This is a genomic window from Microbacterium sp. (assembly GCF_032084865.1).
Lineage (GTDB): Bacteria > Actinomycetota > Actinomycetes > Actinomycetales > Microbacteriaceae > Microbacterium.
Genome location: NZ_DAMDLU010000060.1, coordinates 1 through 16653, shown reverse-complemented (window position 1 = coordinate 16653; position 16653 = coordinate 1). Strand labels below are relative to the sequence as shown.

The 16653-nt window shown below is 69.2% G+C and carries 17 protein-coding genes and 4 tRNA genes; 13 read left to right on the top strand and 8 right to left on the bottom strand.

The genetic code is table 11. The features are described 5' to 3' along the window. Nucleotides 1-62: 62 nt before the first annotated feature. Complete coding sequence (locus RT309_RS08100) at nt 63-497, top strand: type II toxin-antitoxin system PemK/MazF family toxin (protein WP_396654431.1); 435 nt, start codon at nt 63-65, stop codon at nt 495-497. A gap of 111 nt (nt 498-608) precedes the next feature. After that, nucleotides 609-995, top strand: coding sequence for an SPW repeat protein (locus RT309_RS08095; protein ID WP_313356346.1), 387 nt, complete (start codon nt 609-611; stop codon nt 993-995). Between the two features lie 125 nt (nt 996-1120). On the opposite strand, the gene RT309_RS08090 is transcribed toward RT309_RS08095, so the two are convergent. The 4 genes from RT309_RS08090 to RT309_RS08075 form a co-directional block, all read right to left on the bottom strand. Next, complete coding sequence (locus tag RT309_RS08090) at nt 1121-2014, bottom strand: TIGR01777 family oxidoreductase (RefSeq protein ID WP_313356344.1); 894 nt, start codon at nt 2012-2014, stop codon at nt 1121-1123. Nucleotides 2015-2063: 49 nt separating this feature from the next. Next, a complete protein-coding gene (locus tag RT309_RS08085) occupies nt 2064-3284 on the bottom strand; it encodes a zinc-dependent alcohol dehydrogenase (protein WP_313356342.1) in 1221 nt (406 codons plus the stop codon). Further along, nucleotides 3281-4600, bottom strand: coding sequence for a cytochrome P450 (locus tag RT309_RS08080; RefSeq protein WP_313356341.1), 1320 nt, complete (start codon nt 4598-4600; stop codon nt 3281-3283). The genes RT309_RS08085 and RT309_RS08080 overlap by 4 nt, the downstream gene beginning before the upstream one ends. A 136-nt stretch (nt 4601-4736) precedes the next feature. Continuing rightward, a tRNA-Val gene (locus RT309_RS08075) sits at nt 4737-4812 on the bottom strand. Nucleotides 4813-5016: 204 nt separating this feature from the next. On the opposite strand from RT309_RS08075, the gene RT309_RS08070 reads away from it, so the two are divergent. The 4 genes from RT309_RS08070 (at nt 5017) to RT309_RS08055 (ending at nt 5724) form a co-directional block, all read left to right on the top strand. Next, a tRNA-Gly gene (locus tag RT309_RS08070) sits at nt 5017-5089 on the top strand. 56 nt (nt 5090-5145) lie between these two features. Next, a tRNA-Cys gene (locus RT309_RS08065) sits at nt 5146-5216 on the top strand. Nucleotides 5217-5243: 27 nt separating this feature from the next. Further along, nucleotides 5244-5315: transfer RNA gene (locus tag RT309_RS08060), tRNA-Val, on the top strand. A 130-nt stretch (nt 5316-5445) separates the two neighbouring features. Continuing rightward, nucleotides 5446-5724: a hypothetical protein gene (locus RT309_RS08055; protein ID WP_313356340.1), complete on the top strand. Its 279-nt coding sequence runs from the start codon at nt 5446-5448 to the stop codon at nt 5722-5724. 18 nt (nt 5725-5742) lie between these two features. Here RT309_RS08055 and RT309_RS08050 read toward each other — a convergent pair whose 3' ends face one another. Continuing rightward, nucleotides 5743-7080 carry a deoxyribodipyrimidine photo-lyase gene (locus RT309_RS08050; protein ID WP_313356338.1) on the bottom strand — a complete coding sequence of 446 codons (1338 nt, stop codon included), beginning with the start codon at nt 7078-7080 and terminating at the stop codon, nt 5743-5745. Between the two features lie 146 nt (nt 7081-7226). Between RT309_RS08050 and RT309_RS08045 the strand changes: the two genes are divergently transcribed. From RT309_RS08045 to RT309_RS08035, 3 genes are all read left to right on the top strand, one after another. Then, the gene (locus tag RT309_RS08045; RefSeq protein ID WP_182253218.1) at nt 7227-7394 is read left to right on the top strand and encodes a hypothetical protein; all 168 of its coding nucleotides are present in this window, start codon (nt 7227-7229) and stop codon (nt 7392-7394) included. A gap of 352 nt (nt 7395-7746) precedes the next feature. Further along, on the top strand, nt 7747-9684 hold the full coding sequence (gene thrS, locus RT309_RS08040; protein WP_313356348.1) for a threonine--tRNA ligase: 1938 nt from the start codon (nt 7747-7749) through the stop codon (nt 9682-9684). Continuing rightward, nucleotides 9681-10244 (top strand): HIT domain-containing protein, encoded by a 564-nt coding sequence (locus RT309_RS08035; protein ID WP_313356336.1) that lies wholly within the window; start codon nt 9681-9683, stop codon nt 10242-10244. The genes thrS and RT309_RS08035 overlap by 4 nt, the downstream gene beginning before the upstream one ends. Nucleotides 10245-10262: 18 nt before the next feature. On the opposite strand, the gene pdxY is transcribed toward RT309_RS08035, so the two are convergent. Together pdxY and RT309_RS08025 are read right to left on the bottom strand one after the other, a co-directional pair. Further along, the gene (gene pdxY / locus RT309_RS08030; RefSeq protein ID WP_313356335.1) at nt 10263-11114 is read right to left on the bottom strand and encodes a pyridoxal kinase PdxY; all 852 of its coding nucleotides are present in this window, start codon (nt 11112-11114) and stop codon (nt 10263-10265) included. Nucleotides 11115-11118: 4 nt separating this feature from the next. Beyond that, nucleotides 11119-12429 (bottom strand): aminotransferase class I/II-fold pyridoxal phosphate-dependent enzyme, encoded by a 1311-nt coding sequence (locus RT309_RS08025; RefSeq protein WP_313356334.1) that lies wholly within the window; start codon nt 12427-12429, stop codon nt 11119-11121. Between the two features lie 68 nt (nt 12430-12497). On the opposite strand from RT309_RS08025, the gene pdxS reads away from it, so the two are divergent. Together pdxS and pdxT are read left to right on the top strand one after the other, a co-directional pair. Then, the gene (pdxS, locus tag RT309_RS08020; protein WP_313356333.1) at nt 12498-13400 is read left to right on the top strand and encodes a pyridoxal 5'-phosphate synthase lyase subunit PdxS; all 903 of its coding nucleotides are present in this window, start codon (nt 12498-12500) and stop codon (nt 13398-13400) included. Nucleotides 13401-13402: 2 nt separating this feature from the next. After that, a complete protein-coding gene (gene pdxT, locus RT309_RS08015) occupies nt 13403-13990 on the top strand; it encodes a pyridoxal 5'-phosphate synthase glutaminase subunit PdxT (RefSeq protein WP_313356331.1) in 588 nt (195 codons plus the stop codon). Nucleotides 13991-13995: 5 nt separating this feature from the next. Here the strand turns inward: pdxT and RT309_RS08010 are convergent, their stop codons facing one another. Beyond that, a complete protein-coding gene (locus RT309_RS08010; RefSeq protein ID WP_313356329.1) occupies nt 13996-15381 on the bottom strand; it encodes an aminotransferase class V-fold PLP-dependent enzyme in 1386 nt (461 codons plus the stop codon). A gap of 123 nt (nt 15382-15504) precedes the next feature. Between RT309_RS08010 and RT309_RS08005 the strand changes: the two genes are divergently transcribed. Together RT309_RS08005 and RT309_RS08000 are read left to right on the top strand one after the other, a co-directional pair. After that, nucleotides 15505-16269: a YebC/PmpR family DNA-binding transcriptional regulator gene (locus RT309_RS08005; protein WP_313356328.1), complete on the top strand. Its 765-nt coding sequence runs from the start codon at nt 15505-15507 to the stop codon at nt 16267-16269. A 130-nt stretch (nt 16270-16399) separates the two neighbouring features. Then, on the top strand, nt 16400-16653 hold a 254-nt coding region (locus tag RT309_RS08000; RefSeq protein ID WP_313356326.1), incomplete at its 3' end, for a crossover junction endodeoxyribonuclease RuvC.

Genomic DNA, 16653 nt, shown 5'->3' with positions numbered 1-16653 from the left:
AGGCCCGCCCCCGTGCGCGTGCCACGCTCCGCCGCGACGGTGCGGGCGTCCCGCAGCACACGATGGCCGACGCGGGACGGACGCCCGGATCCGAGACCGTCCGGATCGATCCCGAGCGCGTCCGCGACGTGAGCGTCGGCTACTCGCCGTCGCGAAACGGCCTGCCGGATTCCGGGGAGATCATCTGGACATGGGTGCCGTACGAGGAGAACGACGGACGAGGAAAGGATCGCCCGGTGCTGGTGATCGGCCGGCAGAGCGCGGATCGGGTGTACGCGGTGCGGATGACGAGCACCCGACATGATCGCGACCGCGACTTCATCCCGGTCGGCTCGGGTGGCTGGGATTCGCAGGGGCGCGAGTCCTGGGTCGACATCGAGCAGCTGTACAGCGTGCACGACGACGGGATGCGTCGTGAGGCCGCCGTCCTCGACGCGGGTCGGTATGGCCGCGTGGTGCAGGCTCTCATCGGCCGCTACGGGTGGGCACGCGCCTGACCGCGAGACGCGGAGCGGCACGCCGTGTGCCCGTCATCCAATCCGATCGGGACGGGGGAGACGAACCCCCGGCGAGTCGCTGACCGCGGCTCGACCGATCAAGGAGGAATCATGCGCTTCATCCCCACGAAAGTCCACGGCGTGCTCGACTACCTGGTGGGAGCTGCGCTCATCGTCGCTCCCTGGCTCTTCGGCTTCGTCGGGATGGGTGGTCCCGCCGTCGTGATCCCGATCGTCCTGGGCATCGGGCTCATCGTCTACAGCCTCTTCACCAGCTACGAGTGGGGTCCGATCAAGCTCATCCCGATGCCCGTGCACCTCGTCTTCGACGTGGTCGCCAGCCTGTTCCTGGCGCTGTCGCCGTGGCTGTTCGGCTTCATCTCCGCGTCGCCGAACGCGTGGGTGCCTCACGTGGTCGTCGGCATCACGGTGATCATCGTGGTGATCTTCTCGGAGCCACAGCCCGCTCGCGCAGCTGTGGCACGGGCTCGGGCCTGAGCACCCTTCGCTGACACCCCTGTGGGGCGACGGCAAGGCACGTACGTGTCTTCTGCTGTCGCCCCGCAGTCGTGTCACGAGAACCCCGCGGTGTCATGAGAACCGCCGTCGACGCCGGTGGCCGTTCAGTCGAGCGCGGCGGCGAGAGCGTCCGGCGCGGTGGGATGCCGGAATGCGAACCCGCTGCGGGACAGCGCATCGGGCACGGCGTCTGCATCCGCCAGCAGCAGCGAGTCCGCGGCGGCGCGCCCGAGTCCGAGGCGCAGCGCCCAGGCGGGCGCCGGGATGAGGTAGGGCCGATGCAGCAGGGAAGCCAGGGTGCGTCCGATCCCGCCGGCGGTCGCGCGATGCGGCCCGGTGAGGTTCACGGGGCCGTGGACGTCGGAGTCGATGACGTGGCGGATCGCTCGAACCTCGTCGTCCAGGGAGATCCACGGCCACACCTGACGGCCGGAGCCGAGTGGGCCGCCGAGCCCGAAGCGGGTGAGGGGGATCATGGGTTTCAGCACGGCATCCGGATGCAGGATCGGCGCGGTGCGCAGCAGCGCGACGCGCGTGACCGCAGCCGCCCGCATGGCCTCCCGCTCCCATTCCACGCAGAGCTCGGCGAGGAAGGTCTCGCCGGGCGCGGCCGTCTCATCGAGACGGACGCCGGGCTGGTCGCCGTAATAGCCGACAGCAGACGCTGACAGCAGGGCCGGAGCATCGCTGTTCATGGCGAGCAGCGCATCGGCGAGAACCGAGGTGGGCTGCAGGCGCGATTGTCGGAGGGTCCGCCGGTAGCGCGCCCCCCACGGCAGCCGGCCGATGCTCGCGCCGTTGAGGTTCACGACCGCGGTCGCGCCCGCCAGCACGTCGGGATCGAGCGGGCCGTCGGTGAGCCACTCGACCTCGTCGCCGCTGCGGGCTGGCCGCCGTACGAGATGCACCACGCGGATGCCGTCCGCGCGGAGCGATCGCGTGAGCTCCCCGCCGATCAGACCGCTAGCTCCGGATATGACGATGCGTGAGTCGTTCATGTGCGCCACCGTTCAGCCTGCGGCAGCGTTCGCGTGCCGGTGAAGCCGATCATAGGGCGCCGTCGCCGGCGGGCGCGTGCGCCGGCTGCGAGGCGCCGGGGCTCAGCACGACCTTGATGCAGCCGTCCTCCTTGCGCTGGAAGGTGCGGTACAGGTCGGGCGCGTCGTCGAGCGGGGCACGGTGCGTGACGAGATCCATGACGCCCAATGGATCGGCATGGTCTTCGACGAGAGGCAGGATCTCGTCGGTCCAGCGCTTCACGTTGCACTGGCCCATCCGCAGGCTGATCTGCTTGTCGAACATCGTCTTCATCGGCAGGATGTCGGCGTCGCCGGCGTACACACCGCTCAGCGATACCGTGCCGCCGCGACGTACCAGGTCGATGGCGGCGTGCAGCGCAGCGAGCCGGTCGACACCGGCGTGCTCGAGCATCGGCCGCGACAGCGGGTCGGGCAGCAGCCCGACGGCCTGCTGCATGACGGATATCGCCGGGTTGCCGTGCGCCTCGAGCCCGACCGCGTCGATCACCGAGTCGGGACCGCGGCCTGCCGTGAGGTCCCGCAGGTGCGCGACGGTGTCGTCATCGAGGTCGAACACCTCGATGTCATGACGAACCGCCATGGCCCGACGTTCGGGAACCGGGTCGACGGCCAGCACACGGTGTCCGCGCGAGCGGGCGATGCGAGCCGCGAACTGCCCGACCGGACCCAGCCCCAGCACGGCGACGGTGCCGTCGGCGGGGATGTGGGCGTACTCGACGCCCTGCCATGCGGTGGGCAGGATGTCGCTGAGGAACAGGTAGCGGTCGTCGGGCAGCTCGTCGCCGACCTTGACATGGTTGTAGTCGGCCAGCGGCACGCGCAGATACTCGGCCTGTCCACCGGGCACCTGTCCGTACAGCTTCGTGTATCCGAACAGCGCGGCGCCGCTGCCGTACTCGCGCACCTGCGTGGTCTCGCACTGCGACTGCAGACCGCGCTGGCAGAACCAGCAGGTTCCGCACGAGATGTTGAACGGGATGACCACACGGTCGCCCGGCACCAGGCTGCGGATCTCGGAGCCGACCTCGACCACCTCGCCCATCGTCTCGTGGCCGAGGATGTCGCCTCGGTCGATGAAGGGCCCGAGCAGCTCGTAGAGGTGCAGGTCCGAGCCGCAGATCGCGGTGGAGGTGACGCGGATGATCGCGTCGGTCGGTTCGAGGATGCTCGGGTCCGGCACCTGCTCGATGCGGACATCGCGCTTGCCGTGCCAGGTCAGTGCCTTCATGAGGTGCTCCTCTGCTCGTCGTGCTCGTGTCCGTCCGCTGACTGCTGTGCTGCTGCCGCGTGTACGCATCCGCCCGAGGCGGGCATGGTGGGCAGCCGACGTCGATCGACGTCGAGCCCTTCCGGCGAGATCTGCACCCGCGAGTCGCTGAGAGCGGCGATCGCGGCGGAGAGCCCGGCGATCGCCAGCTTCTCGCCAGGGCAGCGGTGGCCGGTGGCGACATCGGCGCCGCCGTGCGGGATGAATGCGGGGATCGCCTCGTAGTCGGGTCGGTGGACGAAGCGCTCCGGGCGGAACTCGCCCGCCTCGTCCCAGGAGGCGTCGTCGAGGTCGGTGCCGAGGATGTCGATGACCACCCGACCACCGGCCGGAACCTGCTGGCCGTCGAAGTCGATGTCGGTGATCGCGCGCCCGGGCAGCATCGGCACGAACGGCGACGTGCGACGGATCTCCTGCGCGAACGCCACGGCGAGCTGCCCGCCCACGAGCTGTTCGCTGCGTGCGGTCTCGGCGTGGATGCGCAGGCGCCAGTCGGGGTTCTCGAGCAGCCGCTTGGCTGCGTAGGCGACGAAGCGGGCGACAGCGATGAGCGGACGGATGCTGTTCTGCAGCTCGACGCCCGCCAGGCGCTCAGGGAGAAGCCGTCCGTCCGGCCCGCGGTGCCAGGCCCACTCGTGCAGCGCCGTGCCCTCCGGCGGTGTGAGGCGTCCCGCGCGCACGTCGTGGATCAGCCGGGCGGCACGCCGATCGGACCAGACGCGGTTGAACATAGTCTCAGCGAAGGCGGGGGAGAGCGGGCGACCGAAGCCGTCGACGATCTGGGCGAGCCGCGCCGCCCACCTCGTGCGCGCCTCGTCGGAGCCGGGAAGGCCGGCCCACTGCATCCCGGCGCGCCCGAAGGCTCCGACCGCGGCGTCGTACGCCGTGCGGTCACCGCCGGCGATCCACTCGTCGAGCTCGCGTTGCCATTCGCGCTCGAGCTCGGGCGTCAGGCGCCGGACCTGCTCGTCTTCGTACGCGACGTCGACGAAGGTGGCCTTGCGGTGGCGGTGATCCGCGCCGTCGAGGCTGTGCACCGAGCCGTGCCCGAACAGCGTCTCCTGGACGAAGCGCGGCATGGCACCGTGACGGGCGATGCGGGTGTCGTCGTAGAACAGGTTCACACCCTCCGCGCCGCGCACGAACACCGCCCGATGGCCGAGCAGCCGCATCGGCGCACCGCGCGCACCATCGCGGACCCGTGACCAGATTCGGGAGCCGAGGTCGTAGCCGTGCACGAGCAGAAGGGGAGCGTCGTCCGTGATCCGATGAAGCATGCCCCCAGCCTGAGCATCGCACGCGGATGTGTGAACGGGGGCGCTATTCGCTGGGGTCTGTGCTAGAAGCCGGGGCGTGTGGTGGCCCAGGGCGCGAACGACGAAGCCCCGCCAGGCGTCTGACGGGGCTTGTGGATGGTGGGCGATACCGGACTCGAACCGATGACCTCTTCCGTGTGAAGGAAGCGCGCTACCAACTGCGCCAATCGCCCTTGTGGAGTTCTGTCGTGCACGGTGGCACAGTCAGAAAGCATACCCGATCGGTGCACGCGTCCCGACACCGTGCGACGGGCCGGGCGTGGCGGCTCGGGCGACGAACGCGGACACGCCCGGCGACGCGGAGCGGTTTGGTGATGCGCGGATCCTGGGCTAATGTATTTCAAGTGCCCGGGACGCCGGAAACGACAACAGAATATGCGGATGTAGCGCAGTTGGTAGCGCATCACCTTGCCAAGGTGAGGGTCGCGAGTTCGAGTCTCGTCATCCGCTCGAGTGCAGGAGCCCCCTTCAGGGGGTTTCAGCATGTGGGTTCGAATCCACCTCGCGGTGGCGTGGCCGAGAGGCTAGGCACCGGCCTGCAAAGCCGTTTACACGGGTTCGAATCCCGTCGCCACCTCACGGGAAAACTGAATAGCCCCAACGGGCGCGATTGGCGCAGCGGTAGCGCGCTTCCCTGACACGGAAGAGGTCACTGGTTCGATCCCAGTATCGCGCACAGACAGAAACCCCCGGCTGAGTCCGGGGGTTTTCTCGTTTCAGGGCTGAGCGCGCCGCGCGTGTTGCGGGTCGATGCGGCCAGCGCAACCCCCTCTTCCATGTCGCAGTACATGATTACGGTCGCTGACATGACCACAGGGCAGAGGCAGCAGGCGATCATCGTGATCGACGACGACGACAGCATCCCCCTGGGGCGCGACCAGGACATCGGCGATCTGAAGAGCCGCATCGAACAGGCGGCCGCCACCAGCCGATTCGTGGACTTCCGCACCGCCGAGGGTGCAGAGGTCTCTGTTCTGCTGTCGCCTGTAAGCCGCGTGCGGATCGCTGTTCTGCCGCGCCGTCAGGATCCACTCGACATCCCGCAGCCCGCCGGGTTCGACGACCTCCCCGCGGATCTCATGTAGCCACGCGGCGTGGTCGCGTCAGCGAGACCGGCGCATCTGCTCGTACGCGGCGAGCGCAGACTTGCGCGTCTCGCCGAGATCGACGATCGGCTCGGCGGGGGCGTCCCGAGCCCACTCGCGGACGTACAGTCCATCGCGATCGAACTTCTTCGCCTGCAGTTCCGGGTTGAAGACGCGGAAGTACGGGGCGGCGTCCGCGCCCGAACCTGCGACCCACTGCCAGTTGAACGGGTTGGAGGCATCGTCGGCGTCGACCAGCGTGTCCCAGAACCACTCCTCGCCGCGCCGCCAGTCGATGAGCAGGTTCTTGATGAGGAACGACGCCGTCACCATCCGCACGCGGTTGTGCATGAACCCGGTGTGCCAGAGCTCGCGCATCCCGGCATCCACCAGCGGGATACCCGTCTCGCCGCGCTGCCAGGCCGCAAGGCGGGTCGGCTTGAGTCGCGGCCAGGGGAACGCGTCGAACTCGGCGCGCAGGTTGCGGGTCGCCAGGTGCGGGAAGTGGAACAGCGTGTGCCAGGCGAACTCCCGCCAGCCGATCTCGGAGAGAAAGCGTCCCGCGCCCTCATGCTCGGTCGCCGCGCGCCAGACGGTGAACGGGCTCAGCTCACCCCAGCGAAGACGCGGCGACAGCAGCGAGGTGATGCCGGCCGCCGGCTCGTCGCGGGTGGTGTCGTACTGCGCGAGGTCCTCGCGGAGGAACTCGTGCAGTCGCGCACGCGCGGCGGGCTCGCCCGGCTCCCACGTCTCGCGCAGCCCGCCCGCCCAGTCCGGTGCCGTCGGCAGCAGCGACCAGTCATCGAGGTCGTCGGATGCGGGGATCCGGGCGGGCCCGTCGAGCTCTCGCGGTTCCGGCAGGGGAGCACGCGGCGCGGGAAGGGCCAGGCAGGCGCGCCAGAACGGTGTGAACACCGAGAAGTGGGTTCCGCTTCCGGTGCGCACGGTCCACGGCTCGAAGAGCAGGGATGCCGCGAACGAGCGCACCTCGATGCCGCGCTCGCGCAGATCCGTCTTGATCTGTGTATCGACGTCGCGCTGCGGACCGCCGTAGCGGCGGTTCCAGAACACCGCCCCGGCGTCGGTCTGCGCGACCAGCTCGGCGATCACCGGTGCTGCGGCGCCGCGGCGCAGCACGAACGCTCCGCCGCGCTCGATCACCCGATCCCGCAGCGAGGCGAGCGAGTGGTGCAGCCACCAGCGGGCGGCGCCCCCGAGCATCCGGAATCCGGGCGACTCCTCATCGAGGACGTACACGGCGATGATCGGCTCGCCGCGGTCGATCGCCGCTCGCAGCGCGGGGTTGTCTGCCAGGCGCAGGTCGTCGCGGAACCAGACGATCGAGGGGGAGTTCATGCGCACAGCATTCCAGACGTCGCGGACGGACGGCATCTGTCGCACGGTTCGAGTCGCCGAGTCAACCCCCTACGGTGACGGCGCCGCGCAGCCGTACTGTCGTCGTATCGAGGCTCGCGTGAGCCTCAGAACAGAAAGGAGCGGTCATGAACCCTCTTCTCATCATCGTCGCGGTGATCGCGATCATCCTTGCAATCACGGGTGGACTGGTGCAGTCCCTGAACTTCCTGCTGTGGGTCGGACTGGTCCTTCTTGCGCTCGCGGTCATCGCGTGGCTCATCAGGGCGGTCTCGGGTCGTAACACGAGCGTGTGACCTCCGACCCGTGTCGATCGTCAACGGGTAGGCGATCGGCGCCCGGGCCCCGGTGTGCAGAGCAGATGCTCTCGCGCCGGGGCTTTCGCGTGTCCGCACGGCGGATGCGGGATGCCAGGATCCGGCGGCGTAGACTTCGAGACATGGAATCCGCGTCGACCTCTCTCGTGACCTCTGTCACCGGTGTCGTCGCGCGAACTACGGACGCCTGAGCGGGCAGGGCGCATTCGCGCCTGCAGCTGAGTCGTCGTCTTCCATCGCCTATCTGGAGAAACCCGTGTCAGACATCGCCCAGCCCCGTGCCGACGAGCGCGACGGCTTCGCCCTGTTCACCGATCGTTCCGTCATCGCCATGCAGGTGAACGGCGACTTGAAGGATCTCGCCGCGACCGTCGGCCACGACGACGTCGTCGAGCCGGTCACCGTCGACAGCCCCGAAGGGCTCGCCATCCTGCGTCACTCCACCGCGCATGTGCTGGCGCAGGCCGTGCAGCGCATCCGCCCGCAGTCGAACCTCGGCATCGGCCCGCCCATCACGGACGGCTTCTACTACGACTTCGGCGTCGACGAGCCCTTCACACCCGAGGATCTCAAGGCGATCTCGAAGGAGATGCAGCGCATCATCCGCGAAGGTCAGCGCTTCACCCGCCGGGTCGTCACGGAGGACGAGGCGCGCGCCGAGTTGGCGCACGAGCCGTTCAAGCTCGAGCTCATCGATCTCGCCGGAGGCCCCGGTTCGGGCGCGGATGCCGCCGAAGGGGCATCCGCTGAGATCGGCGCCGGCGAGCTGACGATCTACGACAACGTCACCAAGGACGGCGAGGTCGCCTGGAAGGACCTCTGCCGCGGTCCGCACGTGCCCAGCACGCGCATGATCGGCAACGGCTGGGACCTGACCCGCGTCGCCGCCGCCTACTGGCGCGGCAGTGAGAAGAACCCGCAGCTGCAGCGCATCTACGGCACCGCGTGGCCGACGAAGGACGAGCTGCGCGCCTATCAGGAGCGTCTGGCCGAGGCCGAGCGCCGAGACCACCGCAAGCTGGGTGTCGAGATGGACCTGTTCTCGTTCCCCGACGAGATCGGCTCGGGACTGGCGGTGTTCCACCCCAAGGGCGGCATCATCCGCTACGAGATCGAGGAGAACCTCCGCCGGCACCTGCTGCGCAACGGCTACGAGGTGGTGAACAGCCCGCACATCACCAAGAAGGATCTGTTCATGACCTCCGGTCATCTGCAGACCTACGCCGAGGGCATGTTCCCCCCGATGCACCTCGACGAGGCGCGGGACGACGAGGGCAACATCACCCGCCAGGGCCAGGACTACTACCTGAAGCCGATGAACTGCCCGTTCCACAACCTCATCTTCCGGGCGCGCGGACGCAGCTACCGCGAGCTGCCGCTGAGGATGGCGGAGTTCGGCACCGTGTACCGCTACGAGAAGAGCGGCACGCTCTCGGGCCTCACCCGAGTGCGCGGGCTCACGCAGGACGACGCGCACATCTACGTCACGCAGGATCAGGTGCGCGACGAGCTCGCGACGAACCTGAACCTCGTGCTCGCGCTGCTGCGCGACTACGGTCTCAACGACTTCTACCTCGAACTGTCGACCAACGAAGAGGGCAACGACAAGTTCCTCGGCGAGCCCGAGCAGTGGACGACCGCGATCGACACCCTGCGCGAGGTCGCTCTCGAATCCGGCCTCGAACTGGTCGCCGACCCGGGCGGTGCGGCGTTCTACGGCCCGAAGATCTCGGTGCAGGCGCGTGACGCGATCGGCCGCACCTGGCAGATGTCGACCATCCAGCTCGACTTCAACCAGCCCGAGCGGTTCGAGCTCGAGTACACCGGCCCCGACGGGCAGAAGCACCGTCCGGTGATGATCCACCGCGCGCTGCTCGGATCGGTCGAGCGGTTCTTCGCGATCCTGCTGGAGCACTACGCCGGCGACTTCCCGCTGTGGCTGGCGCCCGTCCAGGTCATGGGCGTGCCGGTCGCGGATCAGTACGCGGAGTATCTCGACGGCGTGATCGGCCAGCTGCGGGAGGCCGGTGTGCGTGCCGACGTCGACCACTCCGACGACCGGATGCAGAAGAAGATCCGCAACCACACCACGGCGAAGGTTCCGGTGATCCTCATCGCCGGCGAGCAGGATCGTGCCGCCGGCACGGTCTCGTTCCGCTTCCGCGACGGGTCGCAGGAGAACGGTGTGCCCATCGCGGATGCCGTGTCCCGCATCCGCGCGGCGATCGCCGACCACGCGCGCGTCATGACCTCGGAGGATCTGGCTTGACCGAACTCGAGGACGGCAGTCGTCTGGCCGGAGTGCCCGACGAGTTCCAGCGGCTGTGGACCCCGCACCGGATGGCGTACATCCAGGCGGGGCCGCAGCCGCTGCGCGACGCGTGCCCGTTCTGCGAGGCTCCGAAGCATCCGGACGAGGAGCGCCTGATCGTCGCGCGCGGCGAGACCGCGTTCGTCGTGCTCAATCTCTTCCCGTACAACTCCGGGCACCTGCTCGTGTGCCCGTACCGCCACATCGGCACCTACGATCAGGCCACGCCGGAGGAGGTCGCCGAGATCGGCGCGCTCACGCAGACCGGCATGCGCGTGCTGCGTGAGGTCGCGCACTGCGACGGCTTCAACCTGGGCATGAACCAGGGCGAGGTCGCCGGTGCCGGCGTCGCCGCGCACCTGCACCAGCACATCGTGCCGCGGTGGGCGACGGATGCCAACTTCTTCCCGATCATCGCGAAGACCAAGGCGCTGCCACAGCTGCTCGACGAGATCCGCGAGGCGGTCGCGAACGCCTGGCCCGGCTGTTCGGCAGGCTCAGGGGCCCAGGAGGGCTAGGGCTCAGGGGGCTCAGGGTCAGCGCACGCGGCGTGCGGTGAACTGCATGCGCGGGTTCGCGTAGGCCTCCTGCGACTCGACGAGACGCAGTTCGCGGTCGCCCGCATCGAGAGTGTTCTGCAGCAGGTCGAACACGCTCGACACCGTGCGCTCGAGGGCGACCCTGATGTCGCCCGTCGACGTGTGGTGCGCGGTGAACAGGGCCGCGGTCACGTCTCCCGATCCGTTCGCCTTCAGCGGCAGATGCGGGGTCGCGACCAGCCAGGCACCCGTGTCATCGGCGGCGAGCATCTCGATCGTGCCCTCCTCGCGATCGGGGCGCTCGACCGAGGTCACGAGCACGGTCGACGGACCCATCGCCATCGCCGCGTCGACCGAGGCGAGCGTGGAGGAGAGGTCCGACGGCTCGGTGCCGGTGAGGAAGCCGAGTTCGAACTGGTTCGGAGTGATGATGTCGGCGACCGGCACGACCCTGTCACGCAGCAGCACGGGGATCGCCGGGGCGACGAAGCATCCCGACTTCGCGTTCCCCATCACGGGGTCGCAGGCGTACACGGCATCCGGATTGGCGGCCTTCACCCGGGCGACGGCGTCGATGATGACGTCGGCGATGCCCTCGCCGCCCTGATAGCCGCTGAGCACCGCGTCGATCCGGTCGAACACGCCGCGCTCCTCGATGCCGGTGATGACCTCGCGCACGTCAGCCGGGTCGATCATCGGTCCGCGCCACGCGCCGTAGCCGGTGTGGTTCGAGAAGTTCACCGTGTACACCGGCAGGACGTCGACCCCGAGGCGCTGCAGCGGGAAGACGGCGGCCGAGTTTCCGACGTGTCCGTGCGCGACGGCCGACTGGATCGAGAGGATCTTCATCCTGTCATCCTCTCACTACGGCCGCGGCCAGGTCGTCGACGAGGCGGGCCGCGTCGGCATCCGTCAGGTCGTGCACGGTGAGGCGCAGATGCCGCGACGGACCCGCGGTCTCGTCGAGCAGGAACTCGTCGCCGGGGCGGGCGAGCCAGCCGCGTCGCATCAGCCGCTCGGCGGCGACGCGGGCGGTCGTGTCGAGCCGAACCCACAGGCTGAGACCGTCGTTCGACACGGTCGGGATGCCTCGGGCTGCCAGCGCCCGGGTGAACGCCAGGTTGCGCGCGGCGTAGTGGGCGGCCGCTCGCGAGATCTGCGCACGCGCGTCGGCATCGGTGAGCTGGGCGTGCGTGAGCCGCTGCAGCAGGTGGCTCACCCACGTCGTGCCCGGGCTGAGCCGCATCGCCAGGCGCTCGGCGGTGGTAGGGTCGGTGCCGGCCAGCGCCAGGCACATGTCGGGCCCCAGGAATTTCGACACCGAGCGGATCAGCGCGTATCGGCGATGCGTCGCCGAGATCAGCGAGGCGTACGGGTGCGGCGAGAGCAGCGAGAAGTGATCGTCTTCGATGATGAGCACGTAGGGGTGATCGGCGAGCACCTCGCGCAGGGCCGCAGCGCGTTCGGGGGAGAGGCTGACCCCGGTCGGGTTCTGCGCTCGGGGGGTGCTGATCACGGCACGCACGCCCGCATGGAGTGCGGCGCGCAGTCCGTCGACCGTCATGCCCTCCTCGTCGACCGCGACCGGCACGGCACGGTAGCCGCCGAGACGGACGGTGTGGATGCTGGAGAGGAAGCACGGATCCTCCAGCGCCACGGCGTCGTCCCGCATGAGCGCCTGCGCGAGCAGTCGCTCGACCGCATCCACGGCGCCGCTGGTGACGACGACGTGCAGATCGTCGCGGGGGAGGTCGGCGAGCATCCATTCCCGCGTCCACTGCTCGAGCTCGGCGTCGATCACCGGCTCGCCGTACAGCACGGGCCGCCCGACGATCCGTCCCAGCGCGGGCGTCGGATCGGGGATGAGCGCGGGGTCGGGGTTTCCGGATGCCACGTCGCGCAGCACCGTGTCGGCGACACCCTCCTGCGCGACGGGCGCACCCCCGGCGATCACCGTGCCCGCCCGTCCTCGCGAGACGACGAGACCCGCCTGCGCGAGCTGGCGGTACGCGGCCACGGCCGTGTTGCGGTTCACGCCCAGCGTCGTCGCGAGCTCGCGCACCGGGGGCAGCGGATCGCCGGGCCGCAGCGCTCCGCGTTCGCGCAGCCCCCGCACGCTGTCGGCGATCTCGGCGGCGGAGGTTCCGGTGATCATGGCGTCCATTCCCCTGATTGTATGGTGCTATCGTTTGGCATAGGCCAAAGTGCGGATTGTCACAACGAGGAGTGATCATGGCATCGACCGACCAGAACCCCACCACCGGATCGCAGCGCGTCAAGCGCGGTCTCGCCGAGATGCTGAAGGGCGGCGTCATCATGGATGTCGTCACCGCCGAGCAGGCGAAGATCGCCGAAGACGCCGGTGCCGTCGCCGTCATGGCCCTCGAGCGCGTGCCCGCCGACATCCGGGCGCAAGGCGGCGTGTCGCGAATGAGCGACCCCGACATGATCGACAGCATCATCGACGCCGTCTCGATCCCCGTCATGGCGAAGGCCCGCATCGGCCACTTCGTCGAGGCGCAGGTGCTGCAGGAGCTCGGCGTCGACTACATCGACGAGTCCGAGGTGCTCTCGCCCGCCGACTACGTGAACCACATCGACAAGTGGCCGTTCACCGTGCCGTTCGTCTGCGGCGCCACCCACCTGGGCGAGGCGCTGCGGCGCATCACCGAGGGGGCGGCGATGATCCGCTCGAAGGGCGAGGCCGGCACCGGCGACGTCTCCGAGGCGATGAAGCACATCCGCAAGATCCGCGGTGAGATCGCCGCACTCGGCGCCCTGTCGAAGGACGAGCTGTACGTCGCCGCGAAGGAGCTGCAGGCTCCGTACGAGCTGGTCGCCGAGATCGCCGAGACGGGAAAGCTGCCCGTCGTGCTCTTCGTCGCCGGTGGTGTCGCCACCCCGTCCGATGCCGCGATGATGATGCAGCTCGGCGCCGACGGCGTGTTCGTCGGGTCGGGCATCTTCAAATCGGGCGACCCCGTCGCCCGCGCGAAGGCGATCGTCAAGGCGACCGCGTTCTACGACGACCCGAAGGTGATCGCCGAGGCGTCGCGCGGCCTCGGCGAGGCCATGGTCGGCATCAACGTCTCCGACCTTCCGGCGCCGCACCGCCTCGCCGAGCGCGGCTGGTGACGATGCCACGCGTCGGGGTGCTCGCGCTGCAGGGGGACGTGCGCGAGCACGTCACTCTGCTCGAGCACCTCGGCGCGGAGGTCGTGCGCGTGCGCCGACCGGAGGAGTTCTCCGCCGTCGACGGGCTCGTCATCCCCGGTGGCGAATCGAGCGTGATCGACAAGCTCACCCGCATGTTCGGGCTCGCCGCGCCGATCCGTGCGGCCATCCGCGACGGGATGCCGATGCTCGGCACGTGCGCGGGACTGATCATGCTCGCCGACCGCCTCGTCGACGCGATCGACGGGCAGCAGACCTTCGGCGGTCTCGACGTCACCGTGCGCCGCAACGCCTTCGGCCGGCAGGTCGACTCGTTCGAGGGTCCGCTTGTCATCCCGGCCCTCGGCGGCGAGCCCGTGCAAGCCGCATTCATCCGCGGTCCGGTGGTCGAGACGGTGGGCCCGGATGCCACGGCGCTGGCGTCGCTCGACGACGGCACCGTCGTCGCCGTCGAGCAGGGCAACCTGCTCGGGATCAGCTTCCATCCCGAGATCTCCGGCGAGCCGAGGTTTCACGAGCGCTTCCTGCAGCGCGTCGCCGCGCGGCGCTGAGCCGTTCAGCCCCGGGTGTGCGAATGCACCTCGAAGATCAGACGCCGGAAGGCGTCGACGGTGAGCGCGATGTCGGCGGATGTCGTCGCCCACGACGACATCGAGCAGCGCAGGGCTGCCCGTCCGCGCCACTCGGCACCGGTCACGGCCGCTGTCCCCTCGGCGAGGATCTCCTCGCCGAGCGCGCGCGTGGCGGCATCCGACTCCAACCGGAACATGACCTGCGTGTAGACGACGTCGTTGAGCACCTCCAGGCCGGGGATGTCGGCGAGCCCTACGGCCATCGCGACGGCATTGGTGTGCAGGCGGTCGACCAGCTCCGCAACGCCCGAGCTGCCGAGGCTGCGCAGCACCGCCCACGCAGGAACCCCGCGTGCACGACGGGACAGCTCAGGGGTGACATCCCAGGGATCGAGACCCGAATAGATCAGGTAGTCGCCGCCGGTGCGGAACGCGGCGATCGAGTCGGCCGGATCGCGCACGATCGCCATGCCGCAGTCGTACGGCACGTTGAGCGTCTTGTGCGCATCGGTCGCCCAGGAATCCGCCTGCGCCATCCCGGCTGTCAGACGCCGCAATGATGGAGACGCCGCCGCCCACAGTCCGAACGCGCCATCGACGTGCACCCACGCGTCGTGCCGCTTCGCCACCGGGACGAGCGCCTCGAAGTCATCGAACGCGCCGGTGTGCACTTCACCGGCCTGCAGGCACACGATCAGCGGACCATCCCCGTCGGTGAGCGCTGTCTCGAGCGCTTCCACGCGCATGCGTCCCTGATCGTCGGCGTCGACGACGGTGATCTCGTCGGTGCCGAAGCCGAGAAAACGCAACGCGCGATCGATGGATCCGTGACGATCCGCCCCCACCACGACCCGCAGGGAAGGGGACGACCTCATTCCCCGCGTCGCGAGGTCCCATCCTGCCCGCGCCAGCACGGCGGTGCGGGCGGCGTTCAGGCATGTGAAGTTCGCGACCTGTCCACCGGTGACGAATCCCACGCTCGCGCCATCCGGGAGGCCGAGCAGCTCCAGCATCCACTGTCCTGCCGCTCGTTCCATCGCGACGGTCGTCGGCGTCAGCTTCGACGAACCCGAGTTCTGATCCCACGCCGACACCAGCCAGTCCGCGGCGAGTGCGGCCGGATGGGTTCCGCCGATCACGAAACCGAAGAACCTCCCGCCGGGTATCGCCACCAGACCAGGATCCGCGAGCCGTGCCATGGCCTCGACCACGGATGTCGGATCCGCGCCGTGCTCGGGCAGCGCACCGCCGAAGGCGCCGAGCATCTCCTCCAGATCGGCACGAGGCCAGACCGGGCGCTCATCGAGCGTGCCCAGAAACTCCGTCGCGAGTCGATGCGCTGCGCCGAGAGCGCGTTCCCGCTCGTCCATGGCGCAAAGTTTCGCACCCTGCGGGGCGCACGACAAGAGCATCTCGGAGCGTATGCGCGGCCGTTCGATAGAATGGACGACGCCCTGGAGGCGACTCCGGGCGCAGACGACGAGCGGAGAGACATGTCCGGGCATTCCAAGTGGGCCACGACCAAGCACAAGAAGGCGATCATCGACTCGCGCCGTGCCAAGTCGTGGGCGAAGCTCATCAAGAACATCGAGGTCGCCGCGAAGCTCGGCGGACCCGACCAGGCCGGCAATCCGACGCTCTTCGACGCGGTGCTCAAGGCGAAGAAGATGTCGGTCCCGAAGGACAACATCGACCGCGCGGTCAAGCGCGGCGCGGGCATCGGCGGGGAGGCCGTCGAGTACACCTCGATCATGTACGAGGGCTACGGCCCCAACGGCGTCGCCCTGATGATCGAGTGCCTGACCGACAACAAGAACCGCGCCGCCGCCGAGGTGCGCACCGCTCTCACCCGCAACGGCGGCACTCTCGCCGACCCCGGCTCGGTCGCCTACAACTTCACCCGCAAGGGCGTCATCGTCGTAGGCGGAGAAGGCACCACCGAGGACGACGTGATGATGGCGGCCCTCGAGGCCGGCGCCGAAGAGGTCGAGCCGCATGCCGAGGGCTTCCAGGTGATCGCCGAGGCGACCGACCTGGTCGCGGTGCGCACCGGGCTGCAGGAGGCGGGCATCGACTACGACTCGGCCGACGTCGAGTTCGTGCCGAACCTCAAGGTCGAGATCGACGCCGACACGGCCCGCAAGGTGTTCCGCCTCATCGACGCGCTCGAGGACAGCGACGACGTGCAGAACGTGTTCGCGAACTTCGACCTGACACCCGAGGTGCAGGCCGAGCTCGAGAACGACGACGAGGAGTAGTCCTTCGGCAGGCCCAGGAACCCAGGATCTGGCTCAGAAGCCCAGGATGGGGAGCTGAGCGATGCAGGCAGTGATAAGGCCCCGGGCGCGCCTGCGCCCGGGGCCTTTCGCATGCTCCTAGCCTGGGGGAGTGAGCTCTCTGCGCGTCCTCGGCATCGATCCCGGCCTCACCCGCTGCGGTATCGGGATCGTCGATGTCGACCGTTCGCGCCGGGCGTCGCTCGTCCACGTCGGCGTGGTCCGCACGCCGGTCGATGCCGACCGGTCGATGCGTCTGGCGGCCGTGGCGGCCGGCATCCGCGCGGCGATCGAAGAGCACCGGCCCGCCGCGGTGGCGGTCGAGCGGGTCTTCGCCCAGCACAACGTCCAGACCGTGATGGCCAC